Origin of the sequence: Pantoea sp. Lu_F5_004 (assembly GCF_051136245.1) — a bacterium.
In the GTDB taxonomy this organism is placed as follows: domain Bacteria; phylum Pseudomonadota; class Gammaproteobacteria; order Enterobacterales; family Enterobacteriaceae; genus Pantoea; species Pantoea agglomerans.
The window spans coordinates 2,410,741-2,428,803 of sequence record NZ_CP194946.1; the positions used below are offsets into that span (position 1 = coordinate 2,410,741).

Consider the following 18,063-nt stretch of genomic DNA (forward strand, 5'->3'; position numbering starts at 1 on the left):
AATCTAGACACTTCTGAGCCGTTGATAATACTGGTTTTCATATTCTGTCAGTGACATCTGATTGCTAGAACCATGTCGACGCTTACTGTTATAAAACATTTCGATGTAATCAAAAATATCGCTGCGGGCTTCTTCCCGCGTTCCGTAGATCTTTTTCTTTATTCGCTCGCGTTTCAGTAACTGAAAAAAGCTTTCTGCAACCGCATTATCGTGGCAGTTACCGCGACGGCTCATGCTGCCTTCCAGGCCGTGTGATTTCAGGAACGACTGCCACTCATGGCTTGTGTACTGACTGCCCTGATCCGAGTGAACCAGCACCTGTTTTTGGGGATTACGCCGCCATACAGCCATCAGCAGTGCGTTCAGGGCAATGTCCTTTGTCATCCGGGATTGCATGGACCAGCCGATAATTTTGCGTGAGAACAGATCAACAACCACGGCAGGATACAGCCAGCCTTCGTGGGTCCTGATGTAGGTTATGTCCGTTACCCAACGCTTATCCGGAGCATCCGGATTGAACTGCCGCTGGAGCCTGTTGGGCGACACGATACTGGCCTCGCCTTTACGTGCCCGCGGGCTCCGGTATCCGACCTGAGCCTTTATCCCGACACGTTTCATCAGTCGCCAGACTCTGTTGACTCCGCACTGTTGACCGCTGTCCCGCAAGTCCAGATGGATCTTGCGATAACCATAGACGCATCCCGATTCCAGCCAGAACTGTTTAATCTGTCCTGTCAGTCTCAGATCTGCCTGATGGCGTTGTGAATGCGGCTGCTGAAGCCAGGCGTAAAAGCCACTGGGATGAACATCCAGCACCCGACAGAGCAGGCGAACAGGCCAGCAACAGGTGTTGTCACGGATAAAGGCGTACCTCAGTCGGACAGCTTTGCGAAGTACGCCGCGGCTTTTTTAATATGTCCCGTTCGTCGGTAACCCGCTTCAGCTCTTTCTGGAGACGGCGGATCTCGGCCTGAGCATCTGGCTGTTCTTTATTAGTGGAAGATTCCGGACCGTACTTCTTTATCCAGGCGTAAAGGCTGTGGGTGGTGATATCGAGACGTGTTGCAACGCTGGAAACAGAATGACCACGATCAACAACCTGTTTGACTGCTTCAATTTTAAACTCTTCGGGATAACGCTTACCGATCATGTGCACCTCTCTTTAAGCCATCTTAAATGACTCTGAGGTGTCTGTTAAACCCGTGGCGATTCAGACAGCACAGCAAATAGCTGCTGGAGAAAGCCAGAAGCGTCGCTGGGTCTGGAATGACAATAACAGCCAGTGTGTTGCAGTAATTAGTGAACTGAAAAACGGTAAGGCCAGCGTGATGACTCGTGGTTGCGAGGGATACTGCGGGGCTTCTGCGGCAGGCGCAATGGATGGTCTATTTAATGAGTAATAAAAGTATCATTAATTTACGAAGGAACTATAGATGAAAAAAGCAATACTTCTGGTATTAATTGCTGCTGGTTTGCTGGCTGGCTGCGGCGAGAAAACGCCAAAATGTAGTAGTGATGATGCAAAAAATCTGGTCGTGGATATTGCCAGAAAGACAATCGAGAAAGGGATGACGCTAGATAGGGATGTACGGATTTCAGTAGAAAATGTCAGAACAATTAGCCATGAATCAGGTCTTGATGTCTATCAGTGTGCGGCCGATTTAACGTTTACAAAACCAGATTTACAAAATTCTTTGCCAATCACCTACCGAATACAGAAAACTGATGAGGGTAAAGGACGATTCTATATAAACGTGTCAGGTTTATAAAATTTCACACTTTGCGATAAAATAAAAAACAATCAATTAAGATAGTAACAAGCTAACCAAGAGCCGCCCCCAGTAGGCTCTTGGTTTATTCCATAGACAGGGGGTTAACGTCCTCCAAAATCTATTTAATACCATCATCATCTTAGCTCTATTTTATATATAGCTGCAATCATTCAACCCAACCCTTAATTAACATGGCTAATGCAATTGATAATAAAGGATGCCACCAACAATCATCATACATTTCTACATGATATTTAGCCACTATACGTGTTCAGGCTCTTACTTGAAGTACTTTGCGAGCCTGAACCGAATATCATATTAATTAATATCTGTATAAAAACAATGTTCTGGTGGACTCAAATCAAGTGCTAAGCCCACATACTGTTTTGCTCCTGAAAATCAAGCCCTACACGGGTCTGCGATGAACCAAACTTATGCAATAGATTCAGAGCATACTCATAACGTAACTCTGCAATAGCGTGAGCAGCTAATGACCGTATAGTTAATGGGTTACCATCAACTGTAGCATCTTCGCGAACAGCAGTTAGCGTCACAGTATGCCCATCTCCATAGCGGCCTAAATTTCCTGCGTAAAATGTATCCCAAGTCGGATTATCGTTCCCCAACCAATAGGCTTTTGGTGTACCATCAATATTAAGGTAGATATATTCATTACAGTTTGCATTACTATTTGCCTTGCTCAATTTCGCACTGTCAAATCTTACTGCTTTAAAAACTTTATGAGACTCACCAATGCGTGATTGCCATTGAGTAATCTTTTGTTTGGGTACTAAATCACAGGCTGGTGTAATGCATACCCATATTTCACCTTCAATATCTAAAACGGTACCCGTTATAAGATGGTCATTGCTTACTGGCAAAGAACAAGAGAAAGCATTAAGATGCCCTACGGCTAGATTTTTATCGCCCATGCATTCTTTGAAAAATTTCTGAACAAACCCCTTCTCATTCGAAGGACAGTCATTCTCAGCTACTGTCATTATTTTTTTAGAAAAATCGCGAAGAACTAATCGTGAAGCTGTTGCCAACTGCTCCCAATGCAAATTAATCGCCTTATCGTGAGCTGAATCATCACCAGCATTTTTAAGAAGGTTGTAAAGCCACCCAGCTTGGGCATATTTGTTGCTGATGATTCTTGATGCTTGCTCAATGCCATTTTCATCCATCTCATAGCGCATTTTCGCCATCAAGAGATGCATCGGTGATGCATTGTGTTTAGTTAAGGCAATGTTAAGTGCACCTATCAGTTCGTCTTTAGGACTTTCCGAACTCTTTCTAATAACTGAAATGAAAGTCTTACCTGTACTAATAAAATTAGTATCATTCCCCCAATACCATCTTAAGTCATCTCTGGCATTTTTCTCAAACTCTATTTCATTTTGCTTCAGGATATCATGAAATCGCCATTTCATAAGATCGAAACAATCTAAGCCTGACTCTTGTGCCACATCATTTATCTCAGGCACAAAAGCATGAAGTGGATGTTCTGGTTTGTTTGGATTAATACATTTATCCGGAGTTACTGAACAGTATATTTTTAAGACTTCAAGTAGATTTATGTCTGAGTTAATCCATTGATAGTCTCTACCATCATCATGAGAATCTAACCAGATGTTCATTTCTTCAACTTTATCGTCTGAAGGAATGAGAACATGGGAAGAGTCAACACGCATAAAATCCTTCAAAACCTCAATGAAAACATCCTTAATGTCGTCCTCATACCCTTTTGTATGCACCAAGGTTATATTATAGTGATTGTTTCGATCAAGCGATTGGATGATTTTACGCGCACGCGCACCATTATCTGCCGATGCATCACCATCTAAATGGTAATCTAATACGATCAAATCGCTGTGATGAATATGAGGTGGTATATCTACCTCCCCTCCGAAATTTGGTGATTCACCGTTAAAAACATCTATACTCCACTTATAATCGGAATGACACATATTAATGATTTTTTTAAGACGTTCTGTATTAGCATTTCTTAATGCAATAGTCTCAGCATCACCATTAATAACTTGGCCTTGCGACTCAATCAGTGATATAAGAGTAGGATATTCATCATCAATAACTGTGACGTTACGGATAGGTTTTATAAAAGCTTCATTTATGAGCTCAGGATAAGTCGTTGTCATGTCAGTCATTGATTAATCCTTTAAATGCAATCGCAAAATTTGCACCGCTAAGTTTTTTAAAAGTATCTCGAACCTCATAACGGATACTATGTCCGCCAGCCATCAGATTTTGTTTACATAGATAAAGCCCTACACCTCTTCCACCTTTTTGCTTGCGGGTGAAAAACAGTGTGAAGAGACTTCCGAGATCATCAACATCTACGCCAGGGCCATCATCACTTATATATATTTCATTATCCCTAAATGATAATAATATCTCTTTATTATTGCCTTCGAGCCTCTGCACCCAATATATAGAATTATTTATTATATTTATAAATACTGGAAAGATTCGTGACTGCAAATCCATAATCGATATATTTCTGAATTCAGGAGTGCATGAAAGCTTTATATCTGCGTTCGAGAGTTGTTTAGAAAAATACCCTGTAATATATTCCTCTATACCTAAACCTGTAATCTTCTGAATCTCTTTCTTCCCGGATAATTTTAGAGGAGAAAGAAATTTAAGCTTATCGATTAATGAGTTATGGCAATTTAATGCTACATCGATGTTTTTCTCTTGGGTAGGAGTCAACTGATCATCTTTTATCACTTTCAATGCATAGGTAAGCTCTTGATCTAATCCATCAAGTTCATGACCGATAATTTCGACTGTAATTCCGAGCTGCGCCAGCGAATGCAACCGAGCTAATTCGTCTCTATAACGAACGGACTCATTCATGCTGTGGATGGCGAGACCTTCCAGATCAATCTGTTCATTAATACGCTCAAGTGCTGTAACATATGGAGATAATTTTTGAGCATTCTCTATTTCAACTTTCTCTTGTTCGGAATCTAATTTCTCAAGCACTGCTGGCAATGATACTCTCGCAAGGTCTAAGTCCTCAAGACTTTCTTCCATAACAAGTTTATATTGCTCTCGGCAATTTTTAATTAACTCTTCGAGTTCAACTTGCTGCTTGACGAGCATTTCTTTACCGCGGGCAGCATATCTTGTGATGCTATTATTGATACTTGCCAGTTTACTACGATAAACTTCATGTGCTTTTTCGTAGTCACTTTTTTGTGTAGAATCCGCAATAGCTTTGTTTATTGCATATGAGAGATCCTTGATCATCTCTTTGCACAGTAATTCCTCTTTCCTATAAGCCCGATAATCCTCTTCCAAACGACCAAGATTTGTAGGTATAGGACTCAATGAATAACTCTGAATTATCTCAATAAATTCATCGGTAGTTTTCTTAAGCGCTTGTAGATCATCAATTGAATCTAAACTCAATCTACCTGCCAGATTATCTTTAAATTCAGATAATGTGGTTACAAGGTTTACTAGAGATGCCATGTTACGTTTTATTGACATCCGTATACGTGTGCGTTCCTTGTTAAGTAATTTACTCCTATCCTCATCAGCCTTTAACTGAGCTTTCTTTTCTCTGAGATCATCAATTGTGCTTTGTCGTTCTTTTGCAAGCCTACCAAAGTGTTTGTCAGCAGAATCCAGAAGAATCTTTTCAACAATTTCACGAAAAAGTTTAGACGCGCGGTTCTCAATAAATCCTTCTCGGCCCGCTTTATCCTTTAAATTAGGGTTATTTTCGCGAGTTATAGCGATACGCCCAAACATGCGTCGATTCGACCAAAAGTATCGGCCAGCATTCTTAGAACGGCGCTCTTCTATTGAAAAATAATCACTATCAGCCCTTCCATATGGCATAACTCGCAGCCCATCACGATATACTCTGAGACCACCATATTTATCTGATTGTTCTATAAAGTTCGCATGTTGAGATTCATTTAGTGAAGAACTGTTATAGATTCGTTCAAAAGCTCCAATTCGTATATGAAAAGGACCAAAGGCACTATCTTTTCGTGTTTTATAGACTTGCTTTGGTTTAATAGTATATTCTTCAATCCACTCTCCAAAAACCTTAACCCGTCCCTTAAAATATCCATCAGAATCAACTTCCCCCTCAATGATATGTTCCAAATCTTCAAGGTTTCTTAGATCAAATTCTCTATTCTCTCCAATAATAACTCTTGGAGTATTATTAATCCAACCCGTAACATTGTATGAAAAATTATCTATTGTAGGTTCATCATTACGGGAAAAGGGGTCAGTGAAATTTGAAAGCGTTTGGAAAAATCTCTCACGAGTACTTTTCTCTGTGTCGTCAGCTTGATTAGGGTCGGTATTTGATAACTGGATATAGATGTCATATTGAACATCAGCGATAAACATGGCTGTTCCATGGGCCGAATCGCCCGACCATACTGCCCATTTGCTGAAATGCTCATCTTTGAATACGTCTTGTATCAGTGTTTCTTCGATTTTTTCTTGAGTAGTAACTTCTAATCCATCTTCAGTTTCTTGTTTGCTAAAGGCACTCCATGCATCCGCGATCCGTTTTGTGCGCGCAGGATCATCTGAGCTACCCCATATATTCCCCATCATCTGGTCAAATAGTTGTGGAAGTACCTCTGATAGATCATTTTTACGGTTAAACTCGCTGACAGGGATTTGAACATCATTCAAAAATAAGAATGGGTTTTCAAACAACCGCCAATCTATAAGGGCCGCAACATAATCACTGTTTTTTCGTTTGGAGATGAGTAATAGCAGTGGTCCCAAAGCTGCCGATGACAAGCGACCAATTCCTTTCTGACCTTGCTTTGGACGTTCTGGTAAACCATCTCGATCAAATTCAGGAATAGAGAAACCATTAGTTTTTGATTCCGTCCCAACAATGAGCCATTTAGATTCAAATTCATTACGATTCATACCGTGGCCATCATCAACAACGGCCGAAATCTTCATATCCCCATCAAAGATATGAAGACTTACTTGTCTGGCATAAGCATCATAAGCGTTCTTCCAAAGCTCCGATATAGCTGTCGGACAGTCAGCTATCTGTTCTCGCCCTAAATGGTCAATCGTCCTTGCTCTAGTCTGAAACGTAACATGTTGCGTCATTTTGTACATTCCTTACCATAATCTACTTCCCTGGCATTATCTTCAACCTCATGGGAAGGCTGCGTTGATAGTAGTTTCATTATTGATCCCAGCAGCACTTTACCAAGTTCCACAGGGACAGCATTTCCAATTTGTTTAGCAACAGACATTGATCCCCCCAAAAAAGCATAATCATCAGGAAATGTCTGTAACCGTGCCGCATGCCTAAGAGAAATCCCCTGTGGTAGCCACGGATGAACAAAACGGCCTTTCGAAGGGTTATTACAACCCGTAGTAACAGTATTCGATGGTATATGGGGATAGATTCTTCCATACACATCCAGATGCCCACTGTAATTTTTATGGCAATCCAATATCCTTCCTGATTCAGTTCTATCCCCCAAGAGAGGGGTGTTTTCAAAAAGAGCTGTCAGTTCAGGAGAATGCATCATATGAACATGACATGGATCATTGGAAGCTACGGGTTTGCCCCACATTAACGCCTTAATGCAGGTTTCAGCATCTTCCACTGTGAAGTCAAATTTCTCAATAAGCCTATCTTTCAGCTCAATTAATACTGATTGAGGAGGACGTTCAAACACAGTTGAAGATGTTGACCACACTCTTGTACCCGATTTGGTATGAGTCGCTTTTGGAGGCCATTCAAAACCATCGGTGCATATATCTTTTCTTACTGCAAGTATGAAAGCACGCTTACGGCTCTGTGGAACACCATAATCTCTCGCATTGAGAATGAAGGGTTGATCCCCAACGATGTGGTAGTCATGTGCTCTCGTGAGAGCGATAAAATTGTTCAAATACTCTGCATGGCGAGGCCAAAGGAGGCCCGGCACATTTTCAACCAGAAATACTTTTGGTCTTAGATTCTTAACGAAGTCAAAGTAACGTATCAATAGAGCATTTCTTGGGTCATCTTTTCCTGCATCGTTAATACGATGTGATGAAAACCCTTGACATGGCGGACCACCAAGCAAAATGTCAAGCTGCCCCTGCTTGATGCCCTGAAACTTCATCATAGAGCCAATATCAACATCATTGATGTCTTGGGAGAACACCTGAGTTTGTGCGCCAAGCTTCTCAACAAGGTTGTGGTAATAAGTATCAGAGGCTTGCTTATCGAGTTCAATTGCAGCTTGAACATCAATGCCAACCTCAAAGGCTGCTAGCGAAAAACCTCCCGCACCAGCAAATAAATCAATAGCTTTCAATTTAATCTTACTCAGACTTTTCAAGTTTTGATGCCAGCATTATACGCAACATTTGCATCAGATACCCCCAGTTAATGTTACTAGCAGAAAATCGTGTGATCCGTGTTATCTATATGATATCAAAAGCACCAAACACTCTTTACTGAGACTAACAACAGGATTGATACTAGTTTCTATGTATATGGGATGGCTGGTTTATGCATCAGTAACTTTTTAATCGTTGAAACTGCGTGGCTTACAGAACAAAAAAGCAATAGCAATATGACATTTAGAGAGGATGTATGGAAAAAATAGAGCATTTTACCGATGATAGGCACAAAGCCTGGTGTATCCATTGCAGTTCACCCATTATTGACCTTCATACCAACAGAGATCACGTCCCGACAAAAGGGTTACTAGAAAGACCTCTGCCGCCCCATGTACCACAAGTCGAAGTATGCAAGGAATGTAATACCGGCTTCTCATTGGATGAAGAGTACTTCGTTACTTTTCTGAGTTGTGTGGAGGCAGGAAGCACAGACCCTTCAGCGCAGAGAAATCCAAAAATCGGGAGGGCACTTACACGTAACCCATCCCTGGCTGCTCGACTACAGGCAGCTAAGCAGATTACAGTGGATGAATATGGCAGACAGCAGATTCTTTGGCTACCTGAAATAGAACGCATACATCGGGTTATTTTGAAAAATGCCAGAGGCCATGCTTTCTACGAGTACGGAGAGCCAATGTTGGACGATCCAGTCTCTGTAAGTGCCGTTCCGCTGATGTCTATGAATCAAATCCAACGTAACGACTTCGAAGAAGCTGGTGGACCCTTTGCTGGCTGGCCAGAAGTTGGAAGTAGAATGATGACTCGTGTCATGACAGGTCAAGACTTAGATGATGGTTGGGTTAATGTTCAAGATGACATCTATCGATACGTGGTATTTCAACAAGGCATACTGACAGTCCGCTCAGTAATACATAACTATCTCGCAACTGAGGTGGTTTGGGAATAACGGTGTAATGGACACCATTGATCACCAACGCATGGATTTTTTGACCAGTTTTCGGTCAAAAGTGAATGCCATACTTCCTAAATTGCTGCTTTTGAGAAAGTGAGTACATAAATGAGTACGAATTATTAAAAATCAAATAAAAATACATTAAATCAAAAGAATAAATAACTAATCACAGTTCAACGTCTGATTAAAGATTGTTGTCTCATGGGGTTTAACTGAATCTCATGAAGATCACAGAATAAATCCACGCATCTGCGTGGATTTTTTATTTCAACGCCGTCTCAATAGTCTCTGTCAGCACATTTCAACAATGCAGGAATCATTACCTTAAAAAAGATTCACTGTTCGGGCTCCACGATTTCTGGTGCAAAAGTCAGCGAGCGAATCTGATGCTGCCTGAGCACACCCATCTTCCCCTGCTCTTCACCTGAAAGCGGCGCTTATTCAGCCACCCATAAACTGCGTTTCACACTGCCGGGCGATCTCCCACAGTCTGTTACGGATCACCTGCTTAAGTTGCAGAGTGGACTGCGACTGTGGCTGGTCACGGCGGCTGATCAGCATCACTTCAAACGGCAGGGGCTGTGCTATGGGTAGCAGCTTTAGCTGTTCGGCATAGCGACAGGCGGTGAAGAGATCCACGACGCCCGTGCCGCCGCCTGCCAGCACCATATCCGCAATGACCGAATAGGTTTTAATCGACAACGACACGGCGGGATTCAGTTTTTTATCGCGCAGCGCTCGGTGAAGTACGCGTCCAAGCGGATCCTGAGTCTGCATCATCAGTAAATTATTGTTGCATAACCACGCAAGCGTAACGGGTTCATTACGGGGATGATTGAGCGGTAACAACGCGACCATCGAAGACTGAAACAGAGGTTCAGCCAGAAGATCCGCATCGACCTGCTGACCAAAAACCAGCGCGAAATCGAGCTGATTATCCAGAATCATCTGGCATAAAGTACTAAAGTGCTCGGTGACCAGTTCGACACTGACCGAGGCCATCTGTTGCCGCCAGGTGACTAATGCGGGTGCCAAAACCATCTGACCAAAAGCGTGAGCCGCGCCGACGCGAACTAACTGCCCTTCGCCCCGCCGCAGCTGTTCCGTGAGCTGGGTGATAGATTGCAGGCGCTGGCAGAGATCGTCTATTTCAGGCAGAAGGCGTCGTCCTTCTGCCGTCACACTCATTCCCTGTATACGTCGCTCAAACAGCGCAAATCCCAATTGCTGCTCAGCATGATTCAGCACACGGCTGATATTGGGCTGCGAGACATTAAGCAAGCGCGCCGCAGCGCTGATGCTGCCGGTCTGTACGATGGCCTGAAAGACCTCTATATGGCGGAGCCGCATGACTATTTTACCCTGGATGGAATACCGAAAACGAAGGCCTCTCCGACAGGCTGCACGATCAGGCCCGGGCGGAGGGTGAGAAAGAAATCATTATCCTGTTGCAAAAACTGTACCGCAAAACCGGTGCAGGCTCAGTTGCCTGTCTCGCCCCCATCCGCACCCGGCAGTCCCGTCTGAAGCCTCTGCAGGGAGCGGGTTTCGCGCTGCCGTGGTGCAGTTAAAGGAGCGCTGGTCCGCAGCGCGAGTTGAGCGGATTTAAGCCAGCAACGATTCTGACTCGTCAGAGGGAAGATGCGTATGCACAGTCCGCAATACAGGCGTGTGCCTGGCAGCGTGGTTTCAGGAGAACCGGAACGGCGGGCTTGACGGGCTGATGTTGCAGGCAGCCCGGGTATAAAGTCGCTACGACTGAGTACTCGCCAGATAGGAGAATGCACTGAGTAAGCTGATTAACGTCTCCATATTCTCCGCCTGATACGCCACGGTAACGGCATCCAGGCGCGTGACGCCGGGGATCAGGCTGAACAGATCGGCCAGCACCGGTTTAGTGGCCTGAAGGCGCATAGCGTAAGGTGCCGTCAGGCGGCTCGTGCTCACCTGAGGGGGATGTTGCAGCGCGGCGCTTGCTGCGGCAGCGATCGCACGCTGTGCCGCTTGTGGGCTGATTGATTCCGCGCAGGTATGAGAAATGGCGCGTTTTACACAGACGTAATTGACTGCTGAGTAGTGTTCCGCAATCCAGCTCTGTAACTGATCGTCACCGGTGACCAGCAGCAATGGCGTGCCGTGCTCAGCAGCGGCGGCCGCATAAATATCGGTTTCTCCCATCACCAGACCATTGATATGGATACGCCAGAATGCCCGGCCGTTGATGGTATGCGCCAGTACGCCGGGTTCACCTGCTGCGCTGTGAAATCCCACCAGAAACAGCCCGTCGAACGTCTGCTGCTCTATCCCTTCCACCATCGACAGGACACGGGGTTTTCCCTGCACCAGCCGGGCGCGGGGATCGATATTTTCCGCACGCAAATTGGTCATCTGCGCATGGCTGTCTGCCACCACCACTTCCGTTGCCCCGCCTGCAAAAGCCCCCTCAATTGCGGCATTCACTTCCTGCTCCATCAGACCACGGGCCAGCTGATGTTCCGGGTGGCCGGGTGTACATTGCTCCGGGCGCATGACCCCCGCGATGCCTTCAATGTCGGCCGAGATAAAAATTTTCATGTCGTTAATCTATCCAGAATCTGCGTCAGTGAGGGGCGATGATGACCGCGAAAGCCGGTAACAGCCTCAGCGCTCAGCAAAGCATCCAGTACAGCCTGTTCAGTTGCATCTGCCGCTGCAGCAAGCAGCGGCTCCAGCGTGTCGTCCTGTGGCGGTTGCGGCAGAGGTTGCGTTGAAAACGCCACCGCAATGTCGCCCGAGCCGTGGCCCCAGTAACTGCCCAGCCGTCCCAGGCCGGCACCGGCTCGCTTCGCGATGCGCTTTAACTGACGTGCGTCCAGCGGTGCATCCGTCGCCATGATGATGATGACCGAACCGGCATCCAGCTGCGGCGTCTCCCCGGCCAGCAGCGGCGCAATCATCTCGCCAGCCCGAACGCCATCGAGCGTTAATGCTTCCAGTGCGCCGAAATTGGCCAGCACCAGCACGCCAAGCGTGGCGTTGAGCGAGGGAATAACCCGCGAGGCGGTTCCGATGCCCCCTTTGAGGCTGAAACAGCTCATCCCGCGCCCTGCGCCGACGCTGCCGCGCGCGAAGTCTGCTGAGGCCGTCTGCAATGCCTCCTGCGCCATCGCTTCAGTGATGGCCAGCGCCTGGATATCATTCAGCCAGCCATCGTTGCACTCCAGCACCAGCGGATTGACCGTGGGCAGTGTTCGTCCCAGTTCCGGGTTACGACTGATGGCATCCCGCACCAGCGTGGTAAACAGCGTGCCGACCGCCAGCGTGTTACTGAGCAGAATCGGCGTCTGAAGCACGCCAAGCTCCTCTATCTGAACCAGTCCGACGGGTTTCGCAAAACCGTTAAGCACCTCAACCCCACACGGCAGCGGCGTGAGAAACAGATTGCCGCCCGGCGGGGCGATAGCGGTTACGCCAGTCTGCTTTTCGCCTTCATTCAGCGTGTAATGTCCGACACGCACGCCCGCAACATCGCTGATTCGATTAGTGGGTCCGCAGGCGCTTCGCGGCTGCCCAAGCTGACGCAGGTCACGCCAGTGTTTCAGCAGCAGTTCACGCTGCAATTGTTGGAAATCCATAGTCAGCCCTTGAGTTTTGGATCGAGCGTGTCGCGCAGCGCATCCCCAAGCAGATTGAATGCCAGCACGGTAATAAAGATCGCCAGCCCCGGAAATACGCTCATGTGCCACGATCCGGCCATCATCATGCTTCGGCTCATCGCCAGAATATTGCCCCATTCAGGCACGTCCGGTTCCGGACCCAGTCCAATAAAACTCAGGCCCGCCGCTGTCAGAATACTGGTGCCAATGCGCATAGTGAAATAGACAATCACGCTGGAAAGCGTGCCGGGCAGAATATGCCGCAGAATAATGACGCTGTCTGGCGCACCGGCACAGCGCACGGCTTCAACATAGGCAGCCTGCTTCAGAGAGAGCGTCGAAGCCCGCACGATGCGGGCAAATACCGGCACGCTGAATACCGCGACGGCGATAATGACATTGTTCAGACCCGTCCCCAGCAGCGCCACCACCGCAATGGCCAGCAACATACCCGGGAACGCGAATAATACGTCGGCACCGCGCATGATCAGCATATCAACCCAACCGCCGTAATAGCCCGCCAGTAAGCCCAGCATGACCCCGACCAGCATGCCGATCGTCACCGACAGCACGCCGATATAGAGCGAGATCCGCGCTCCATAGATAATGCGGCTGAGCAGGTCGCGCCCCAGTTCGTCGGTCCCCATCCAGTGTGCCGCTGTTGGTGGCGACGATAACGCCATCCAGTCCGGAGCCATGGGATCCCAGGGCGCCAGCCAGGGCGCAAAAATCGCCACCACAATCAACAGCAGCACAAACCCGCCTGAGACCAGCGCCAGAGGGTTCCGCACAAGAGCGTGCAGGAAATCGCGCCACGGTGAACGAATAATCTGAGGCGGATTTTCAGTCAGCGATTGAATACTCATTTTGGCTCCTGTCGCAGACGAATGGCCGGATTAACCACCGCGTAAAGCAGATCGACCAGCAGATTAATCACAATAAATTCAAAGACGAACAGCATCACCAGCGCCTGAATCACCGGCTGATCCTGCGCTTTGATCGACTCAATCAATAACCAGCCTAATCCTGGCCAGTTGAAAACACTCTCCACCACGATGGATCCGCCCAGCAGAAAACCGAACTGCAAGCCCAGCATGGTAATTACCGGGATGAGCGCATTACGCATCACATGTTTCCACGTCACCAGGCGGTTACGCAGCCCTTTGGCTTTGGCGGTACGCACGTAATCTTCCTGCGCCACCTCAAGAAACGCCGAACGGGTAAAGCGCGCCATTACCGCCGCAACCGACGAACCCAGCGTGATGGCGGGCAGGACTATATCGCTGGCCCTGTTAAAGCCGCTGACCGAGAACAGCCCAAAAGGCATCGCGACGAACTGGATGAGCAACAGCCCCAGCCAGAAGGCTGGCATCGAAATGCCGCCGACCGCCACGCTCATCAGCGTCCAGTCCTGCCATCTTCCACGTTTCAGTGCAGCCATAACGCCGAATAATAAACCGAGAATGACGGACCAGGTAAAACCCGCTAAGGCGAGCCACAGCGTCGGCATGAAGCCCTCTTTGATTACCTCCAGCACCGGTTGCTGGGTGCGATACGTGGTGCCCAGATCGCCCTGCAACAGGCTGCCGATCCAGTGGAGATACTGCTGCGGCAGCGGATCGTTAAGCCCGAGGTGCTGACGCGCCGCTTCGATCGCCTCAACAGGCGCATCCGGTCCGGCATAAATACGCGCCGGGTCGCCCGGCATGAGCTTGATAAAACCGAAAACCAGCAACGAGACCACCAGCAAAACCGGGATCATCTCCAGCAATCGGCGAATGATGTATGCAAACATGCCATTCCCTGAAATGAGGTGCGACTGGCCTCCTCGCGTCCCTCATCCGTTCCGGACAGGGGACGAGGAAGAAGAGACCGTCTTATTTAAAGGACGCCTGAGTGAACAGTAAATTACCATCAGGCAGCATCGAAACGCCGCTCAGCGTGTTGCGCTTGCCCACCAGATTGTCTGGCGTGCCAAGGAACGCCACCGGTGCTTCTTTCCACAACACCTTTTGCGCTTGCGCATAGGCGATGCCACGCTTTGCCGGATCGGCCGTCGCCAGCCCGGCAGCAATCGCTTTATCTGCATCAGGGTTACTGAAATAGGAGACGTTATACGAGGTCGGAACCCAGGACTCGGTGGCAAACAGCGGACGCAGCGCCCAGTCGGCATCCCCCGTAGAGGTCGACCAGCCGCCATAGTAGAGGTCAAACTCCGCCTTTTTCGGGTCCTGAACGCCCCACAACTTAGCGTTGCGCGTGCCGGAATCCATCGGTGTTACCGTGGCACGAATGCCTGCCGTGGCCAGTTGCGCTTTCAGCACCTGAGCGGCACGGACGCTGGCCGTGGCGTTGGTCACCCAGAGCTTAAGATCCAGTCCCTCCGGATAACCCGCCGCTTTCAGCAAGGCTTTGGCCTTATCCGGCGCATAGCCGTAATCAGGATCGCCCTGTTTCTGATAGAACTGTACGCCTTCCGGGATCGCGGATGTGGCAGGTTTGCCCAGACCGGCAAAGGCCACTTTCAGCCACAGATTACGGTCAATCGCATAGTTGATTGCCTGACGCACCCGAACATCGGCCAGCGGCTTGTGCTGCGTGTTGATCGCCATGTAATAAAGATAAATGCTCGGATCGCGCTGAATGGAAAGGTGGCTGTCCTGCTGAACGGCTGCGATGAGGTCTGAAGGCAATGGCCAGATGGCATCCACCTGACCCGACTTTAATGCGGCGACACGTGTCGCATCTTCGGGACTCGGAGAGAAGATGACATGGTCGACTTTTGGCCATCCCTGCTGCCAGTAACCTGCATATCTGGCCAGCGTAACGGCTTTGCCTGGTTTCCAGTCAACAAAGGTAAACGGACCGGTTCCCACCGGATGCAGTCGCAACTGCGCTTCGTCCGGATATTGCTTAAGAATTGACGGGCTCCACATCACCGCGGAAGGATGCGCCAGAGTGTTGATAAAGGCACCGAACGACTGATTCAGATCGATTTTTACCTGGTCGGGTGCCAGCACCGTGACCTTATCAATCATTTTGTAGAGGCTGTTACGCTTCAGCCCTTTTTTCTGATCTGCCAGACGATCAAGGTTCGCTTTGACGGCTTCTGCATCAAAAGGGGTACCGTCCTGGAAGGTAACGCCTTTGCGCAGCGTCAGCGTAAATTCGGTGGCACTGTCATTAGAGGTATAACCGGTCGCCAGCCAGGGTTGCAGCTTCATCCGGGAATCAAACTGGAAAAGGCGCTCAAAGATGCCGCTCTGAACCGAGTAGCTGACATTATCCGAGGTGTCGTGCGGATCCAGCCCCGTGATATCGGCATACATTGAAATGCGCAGATCCTGTGCCTGCGCAGTCATGACCAGCGTCGTCGTCAATGCGAGGGCGAGCGAAGTACGGCGAAACAGCGTTTTCATAAATTCTCCTGGTCGTTAAGGATTATTGCAATGCAATGCCGTCAGCTACCCAGTGCTGGGGGGCAACCTGCCGATATCGGGTTTTAGTGACCGTTTCGCCCACCTTACGCAACGGCGAGGGGATTTCGCTGTCATCGAAAATACGGGGCTGACGATTTTCGGGATCCGCTACCGGCACGGAGGCCAGCAGACGTTGGGTATAGGGATGTTGCGGCTGATTAAATACCGACTGACGCGGTCCAAGCTCCACAATCTGACCGAGGTACATCACCGCTACGCGATTAGCAATACGCTCGACTACCGCCATATCATGAGAGATGAAAATCCACGCCACGCCCGTTTGCTGCTGCAGATCCATCATCAGATTGACCACCTGCGCCTGAATCGAGACATCAAGGGCCGATACCGCTTCATCAGCAATAATCACTTTCGGTTTCAGCGCCATGGCGCGGGCAATGGCAATACGCTGACGCTGACCGCCAGAAAATTCGTGCGGATAACGACGCGCGTGCTCTGGCAGGAGACCGACGCTCTTCAGCAGCGCATCTATCTGTGGGGAAGCCTGCTCAAGCGAAGAGACCATGCCATGTAACAGCAACGGCTCGGCAATGGTGAAACCCACCGTCAGGCGGGGATTCAGTGACGCATAGGGATCCTGAAACACCATCTGAATTTCACGGCGGAGCGGCTGGAACTCTGCCTCTTTCAGGTCAGAGATTTCCTTGCCTTCAAAGTGAATACTTTCAGCTTCACTGTTGATAAGGCGCATCAGCGCCCGTCCGGTTGTCGATTTGCCGCAGCCGCTTTCACCCACGATGGCCAGGGTTTCACCTGGCCACAGACTGAAATCAATCTGCTCAACCGCATGCACGTGATGCGTCAGGCTCGATAAGATGCCGCTGCGAATCGGGTAATAGACTTTTAATCCGCGCACATCCAGCAGCGGCGCCACGTCATAGCGAGCGGTATGCTGTTCGCCTTGCACAGCCTCGCGGGCACCGGGCAGAGGAAAGCGTTGCGGCCACGTGTGTTCCCGCATATCGCCGAGTTTTGGTACTGCCGCCAGTAACGCTTTGGTATACGCATGCTGCGGGGCGGCAAAAATCTCAGACACGGTTCCCTGCTCTACCACTTCGCCACGCAGCATGACCACTACGCGATCGGCGATTTCCGCTACCACGCCCATATCATGAGTAATAAACAGAACCGCCATTTGTTTATCACGTTGCAGCTCACGCAGAATATGGAGAATGCGTGCCTGTACGGTGACATCCAGCGCTGTGGTAGGCTCGTCGGCAATCAGGAGTTGCGGATCACAGGCAAGGGCCTGCGCAATCATCACACGCTGCCGCATGCCGCCTGACAGCGAGTGCGGATAACTTTTCATGACGCGGTCCACATCGGCGATACGCACCTGCCGCAGCAATTCACGCACCCGCGCATGGGCCTGCTTTCTGTCGCACTGCTGATGATCGCGTAATGCCTCGGTAAGTTGATCATCAATGCGCAGCACCGGATTCAGCGAGGTCATGGGCTCCTGAAAGATCATCGCCATTTCACGGCCACGCAGTGTGCGGCGCTGAGCATCATCCAGCGTTTCTAACGCATGCACTTTTCCGCTGCGGTCGCGGAACTGCATGCTGCCGCCATCGACACGGCCGTTATTTGCCAGCAGGCCCATCACAGCCAGCGACGTGACAGATTTGCCTGAGCCGCTTTCACCCACGACGGCGACGATTTCACCTGGATGAATGGCAAAACTGATGCCTTTGAGTGCCTGATTTTCACCGCTGCGTCCATGAAACGACACGCTGAGATCCTGAATCGCCAGCACGGGAGAGGCAGAGGCAGCGCGGGTTGCAGGGGAAGTACGTTGTGTGTCCGTCATCGTCGCCTCA

13 protein-coding genes and 1 pseudogene are annotated in these 18,063 nt (G+C 48.9%); 3 read left to right on the forward strand and 11 right to left on the reverse strand.

Annotation, left to right across the window (positions count from 1 at the left end; all coding sequences use genetic code 11):
• Positions 1-3 precede the first annotated feature (3 nt).
• Positions 4-1,150 (reverse strand): IS3 family transposase gene (locus ACR8BN_RS11170; protein ID WP_434746922.1). Its coding sequence is split into 2 segments (ribosomal slippage): positions 4-904 and positions 903-1,150, totalling 1,149 coding nucleotides; the frame shifts between segments, so codons are not numbered across the junction.
• A gap of 64 nt (positions 1,151-1,214) precedes the next feature.
• Here ACR8BN_RS11170 and ACR8BN_RS11175 point away from each other — a divergent pair.
• A pseudogene (locus ACR8BN_RS11175) lies at positions 1,215-1,400 on the forward strand (acyl-CoA dehydrogenase); the annotation flags it as partial.
• A gap of 33 nt (positions 1,401-1,433) precedes the next feature.
• The gene (locus ACR8BN_RS11180) at positions 1,434-1,769 is read left to right on the forward strand and encodes a hypothetical protein (RefSeq protein WP_434746923.1); all 336 of its coding nucleotides are present in this window, start codon (positions 1,434-1,436) and stop codon (positions 1,767-1,769) included.
• 371 nt (positions 1,770-2,140) lie between these two features.
• Here ACR8BN_RS11180 and ACR8BN_RS11185 read toward each other — a convergent pair whose 3' ends face one another.
• The 3 genes from ACR8BN_RS11185 to ACR8BN_RS11195 are packed head-to-tail and all read right to left on the reverse strand — an operon-like array spanning position 2,141 to position 8,110.
• The gene (locus tag ACR8BN_RS11185; RefSeq protein WP_434746924.1) at positions 2,141-3,940 is read right to left on the reverse strand and encodes a response regulator receiver domain; all 1,800 of its coding nucleotides are present in this window, start codon (positions 3,938-3,940) and stop codon (positions 2,141-2,143) included.
• Complete coding sequence (locus tag ACR8BN_RS11190) at positions 3,933-6,902, reverse strand: ATP-binding protein (RefSeq protein WP_434746925.1); 2,970 nt, start codon at positions 6,900-6,902, stop codon at positions 3,933-3,935. Before ACR8BN_RS11190 ends, ACR8BN_RS11185 begins: the two co-directional genes overlap by 8 nt.
• Positions 6,899-8,110 (reverse strand): DNA cytosine methyltransferase, encoded by a 1,212-nt coding sequence (locus tag ACR8BN_RS11195; RefSeq protein ID WP_434746926.1) that lies wholly within the window; start codon positions 8,108-8,110, stop codon positions 6,899-6,901. Before ACR8BN_RS11195 ends, ACR8BN_RS11190 begins: the two co-directional genes overlap by 4 nt.
• 281 nt (positions 8,111-8,391) lie before the next feature.
• Between ACR8BN_RS11195 and ACR8BN_RS11200 the strand changes: the two genes are divergently transcribed.
• Positions 8,392-9,105, forward strand: a complete 714-nt coding sequence (locus ACR8BN_RS11200) for a hypothetical protein (RefSeq protein ID WP_434746927.1) — start codon at positions 8,392-8,394, stop codon at positions 9,103-9,105.
• A 447-nt stretch (positions 9,106-9,552) separates the two neighbouring features.
• Here the strand turns inward: ACR8BN_RS11200 and ACR8BN_RS11205 are convergent, their stop codons facing one another.
• The 7 genes from ACR8BN_RS11205 to ACR8BN_RS11235 form a co-directional block, all read right to left on the reverse strand.
• The gene (locus ACR8BN_RS11205; protein ID WP_434746928.1) at positions 9,553-10,461 is read right to left on the reverse strand and encodes a LysR family transcriptional regulator; all 909 of its coding nucleotides are present in this window, start codon (positions 10,459-10,461) and stop codon (positions 9,553-9,555) included.
• Between the two features lie 402 nt (positions 10,462-10,863).
• A complete protein-coding gene (locus ACR8BN_RS11210) occupies positions 10,864-11,685 on the reverse strand; it encodes a M55 family metallopeptidase (protein WP_010669960.1) in 822 nt (273 codons plus the stop codon).
• On the reverse strand, positions 11,682-12,725 hold the full coding sequence (locus ACR8BN_RS11215; protein WP_434746929.1) for a P1 family peptidase: 1,044 nt from the start codon (positions 12,723-12,725) through the stop codon (positions 11,682-11,684). The genes ACR8BN_RS11210 and ACR8BN_RS11215 overlap by 4 nt, the downstream gene beginning before the upstream one ends.
• Before the next feature lie 2 nt (positions 12,726-12,727).
• A complete protein-coding gene (locus ACR8BN_RS11220; protein WP_033786129.1) occupies positions 12,728-13,612 on the reverse strand; it encodes an ABC transporter permease subunit in 885 nt (294 codons plus the stop codon).
• Positions 13,609-14,541 carry an ABC transporter permease gene (locus ACR8BN_RS11225; protein WP_060680040.1) on the reverse strand — a complete coding sequence of 311 codons (933 nt, stop codon included), beginning with the start codon at positions 14,539-14,541 and terminating at the stop codon, positions 13,609-13,611. The genes ACR8BN_RS11220 and ACR8BN_RS11225 overlap by 4 nt, the downstream gene beginning before the upstream one ends.
• An 82-nt stretch (positions 14,542-14,623) precedes the next feature.
• Complete coding sequence (locus ACR8BN_RS11230) at positions 14,624-16,165, reverse strand: glutathione ABC transporter substrate-binding protein (RefSeq protein WP_115758428.1); 1,542 nt, start codon at positions 16,163-16,165, stop codon at positions 14,624-14,626.
• Positions 16,166-16,187: 22 nt separating this feature from the next.
• On the reverse strand, positions 16,188-18,053 hold the full coding sequence (locus tag ACR8BN_RS11235; RefSeq protein WP_434746930.1) for an ABC transporter ATP-binding protein: 1,866 nt from the start codon (positions 18,051-18,053) through the stop codon (positions 16,188-16,190).
• Positions 18,054-18,063 lie beyond the last annotated feature (10 nt).

Bases quoted from the DNA above. Each gene is read 5' to 3' on its own strand.
- ACR8BN_RS11225 (WP_060680040.1), bottom strand. From the start codon at position 14,541: ATGTTTGCATACATCATTCGCCGATTGCTGGAGATGATCCCGGTTTTG.
- ACR8BN_RS11180 (WP_434746923.1), top strand. From the start codon at position 1,434: ATGAAAAAAGCAATACTTCTGGTATTAATTGCTGCTGGTTTGCTGGCT.
- ACR8BN_RS11215 (WP_434746929.1), bottom strand. From the start codon at position 12,725: ATGGATTTCCAACAATTGCAGCGTGAACTGCTGCTGAAACACTGGCGT.
- ACR8BN_RS11230 (WP_115758428.1), bottom strand. From the start codon at position 16,165: ATGAAAACGCTGTTTCGCCGTACTTCGCTCGCCCTCGCATTGACGACG.
- ACR8BN_RS11205 (WP_434746928.1), bottom strand. From the start codon at position 10,461: ATGCGGCTCCGCCATATAGAGGTCTTTCAGGCCATCGTACAGACCGGC.
- ACR8BN_RS11190 (WP_434746925.1), bottom strand. From the start codon at position 6,902: ATGACGCAACATGTTACGTTTCAGACTAGAGCAAGGACGATTGACCAT.
- ACR8BN_RS11210 (WP_010669960.1), bottom strand. From the start codon at position 11,685: ATGAAAATTTTTATCTCGGCCGACATTGAAGGCATCGCGGGGGTCATG.
- ACR8BN_RS11185 (WP_434746924.1), bottom strand. From the start codon at position 3,940: ATGACTGACATGACAACGACTTATCCTGAGCTCATAAATGAAGCTTTT.
- ACR8BN_RS11220 (WP_033786129.1), bottom strand. From the start codon at position 13,612: ATGAGTATTCAATCGCTGACTGAAAATCCGCCTCAGATTATTCGTTCA.
- ACR8BN_RS11200 (WP_434746927.1), top strand. From the start codon at position 8,392: ATGGAAAAAATAGAGCATTTTACCGATGATAGGCACAAAGCCTGGTGT.
- ACR8BN_RS11235 (WP_434746930.1), bottom strand. From the start codon at position 18,053: ATGACGGACACACAACGTACTTCCCCTGCAACCCGCGCTGCCTCTGCC.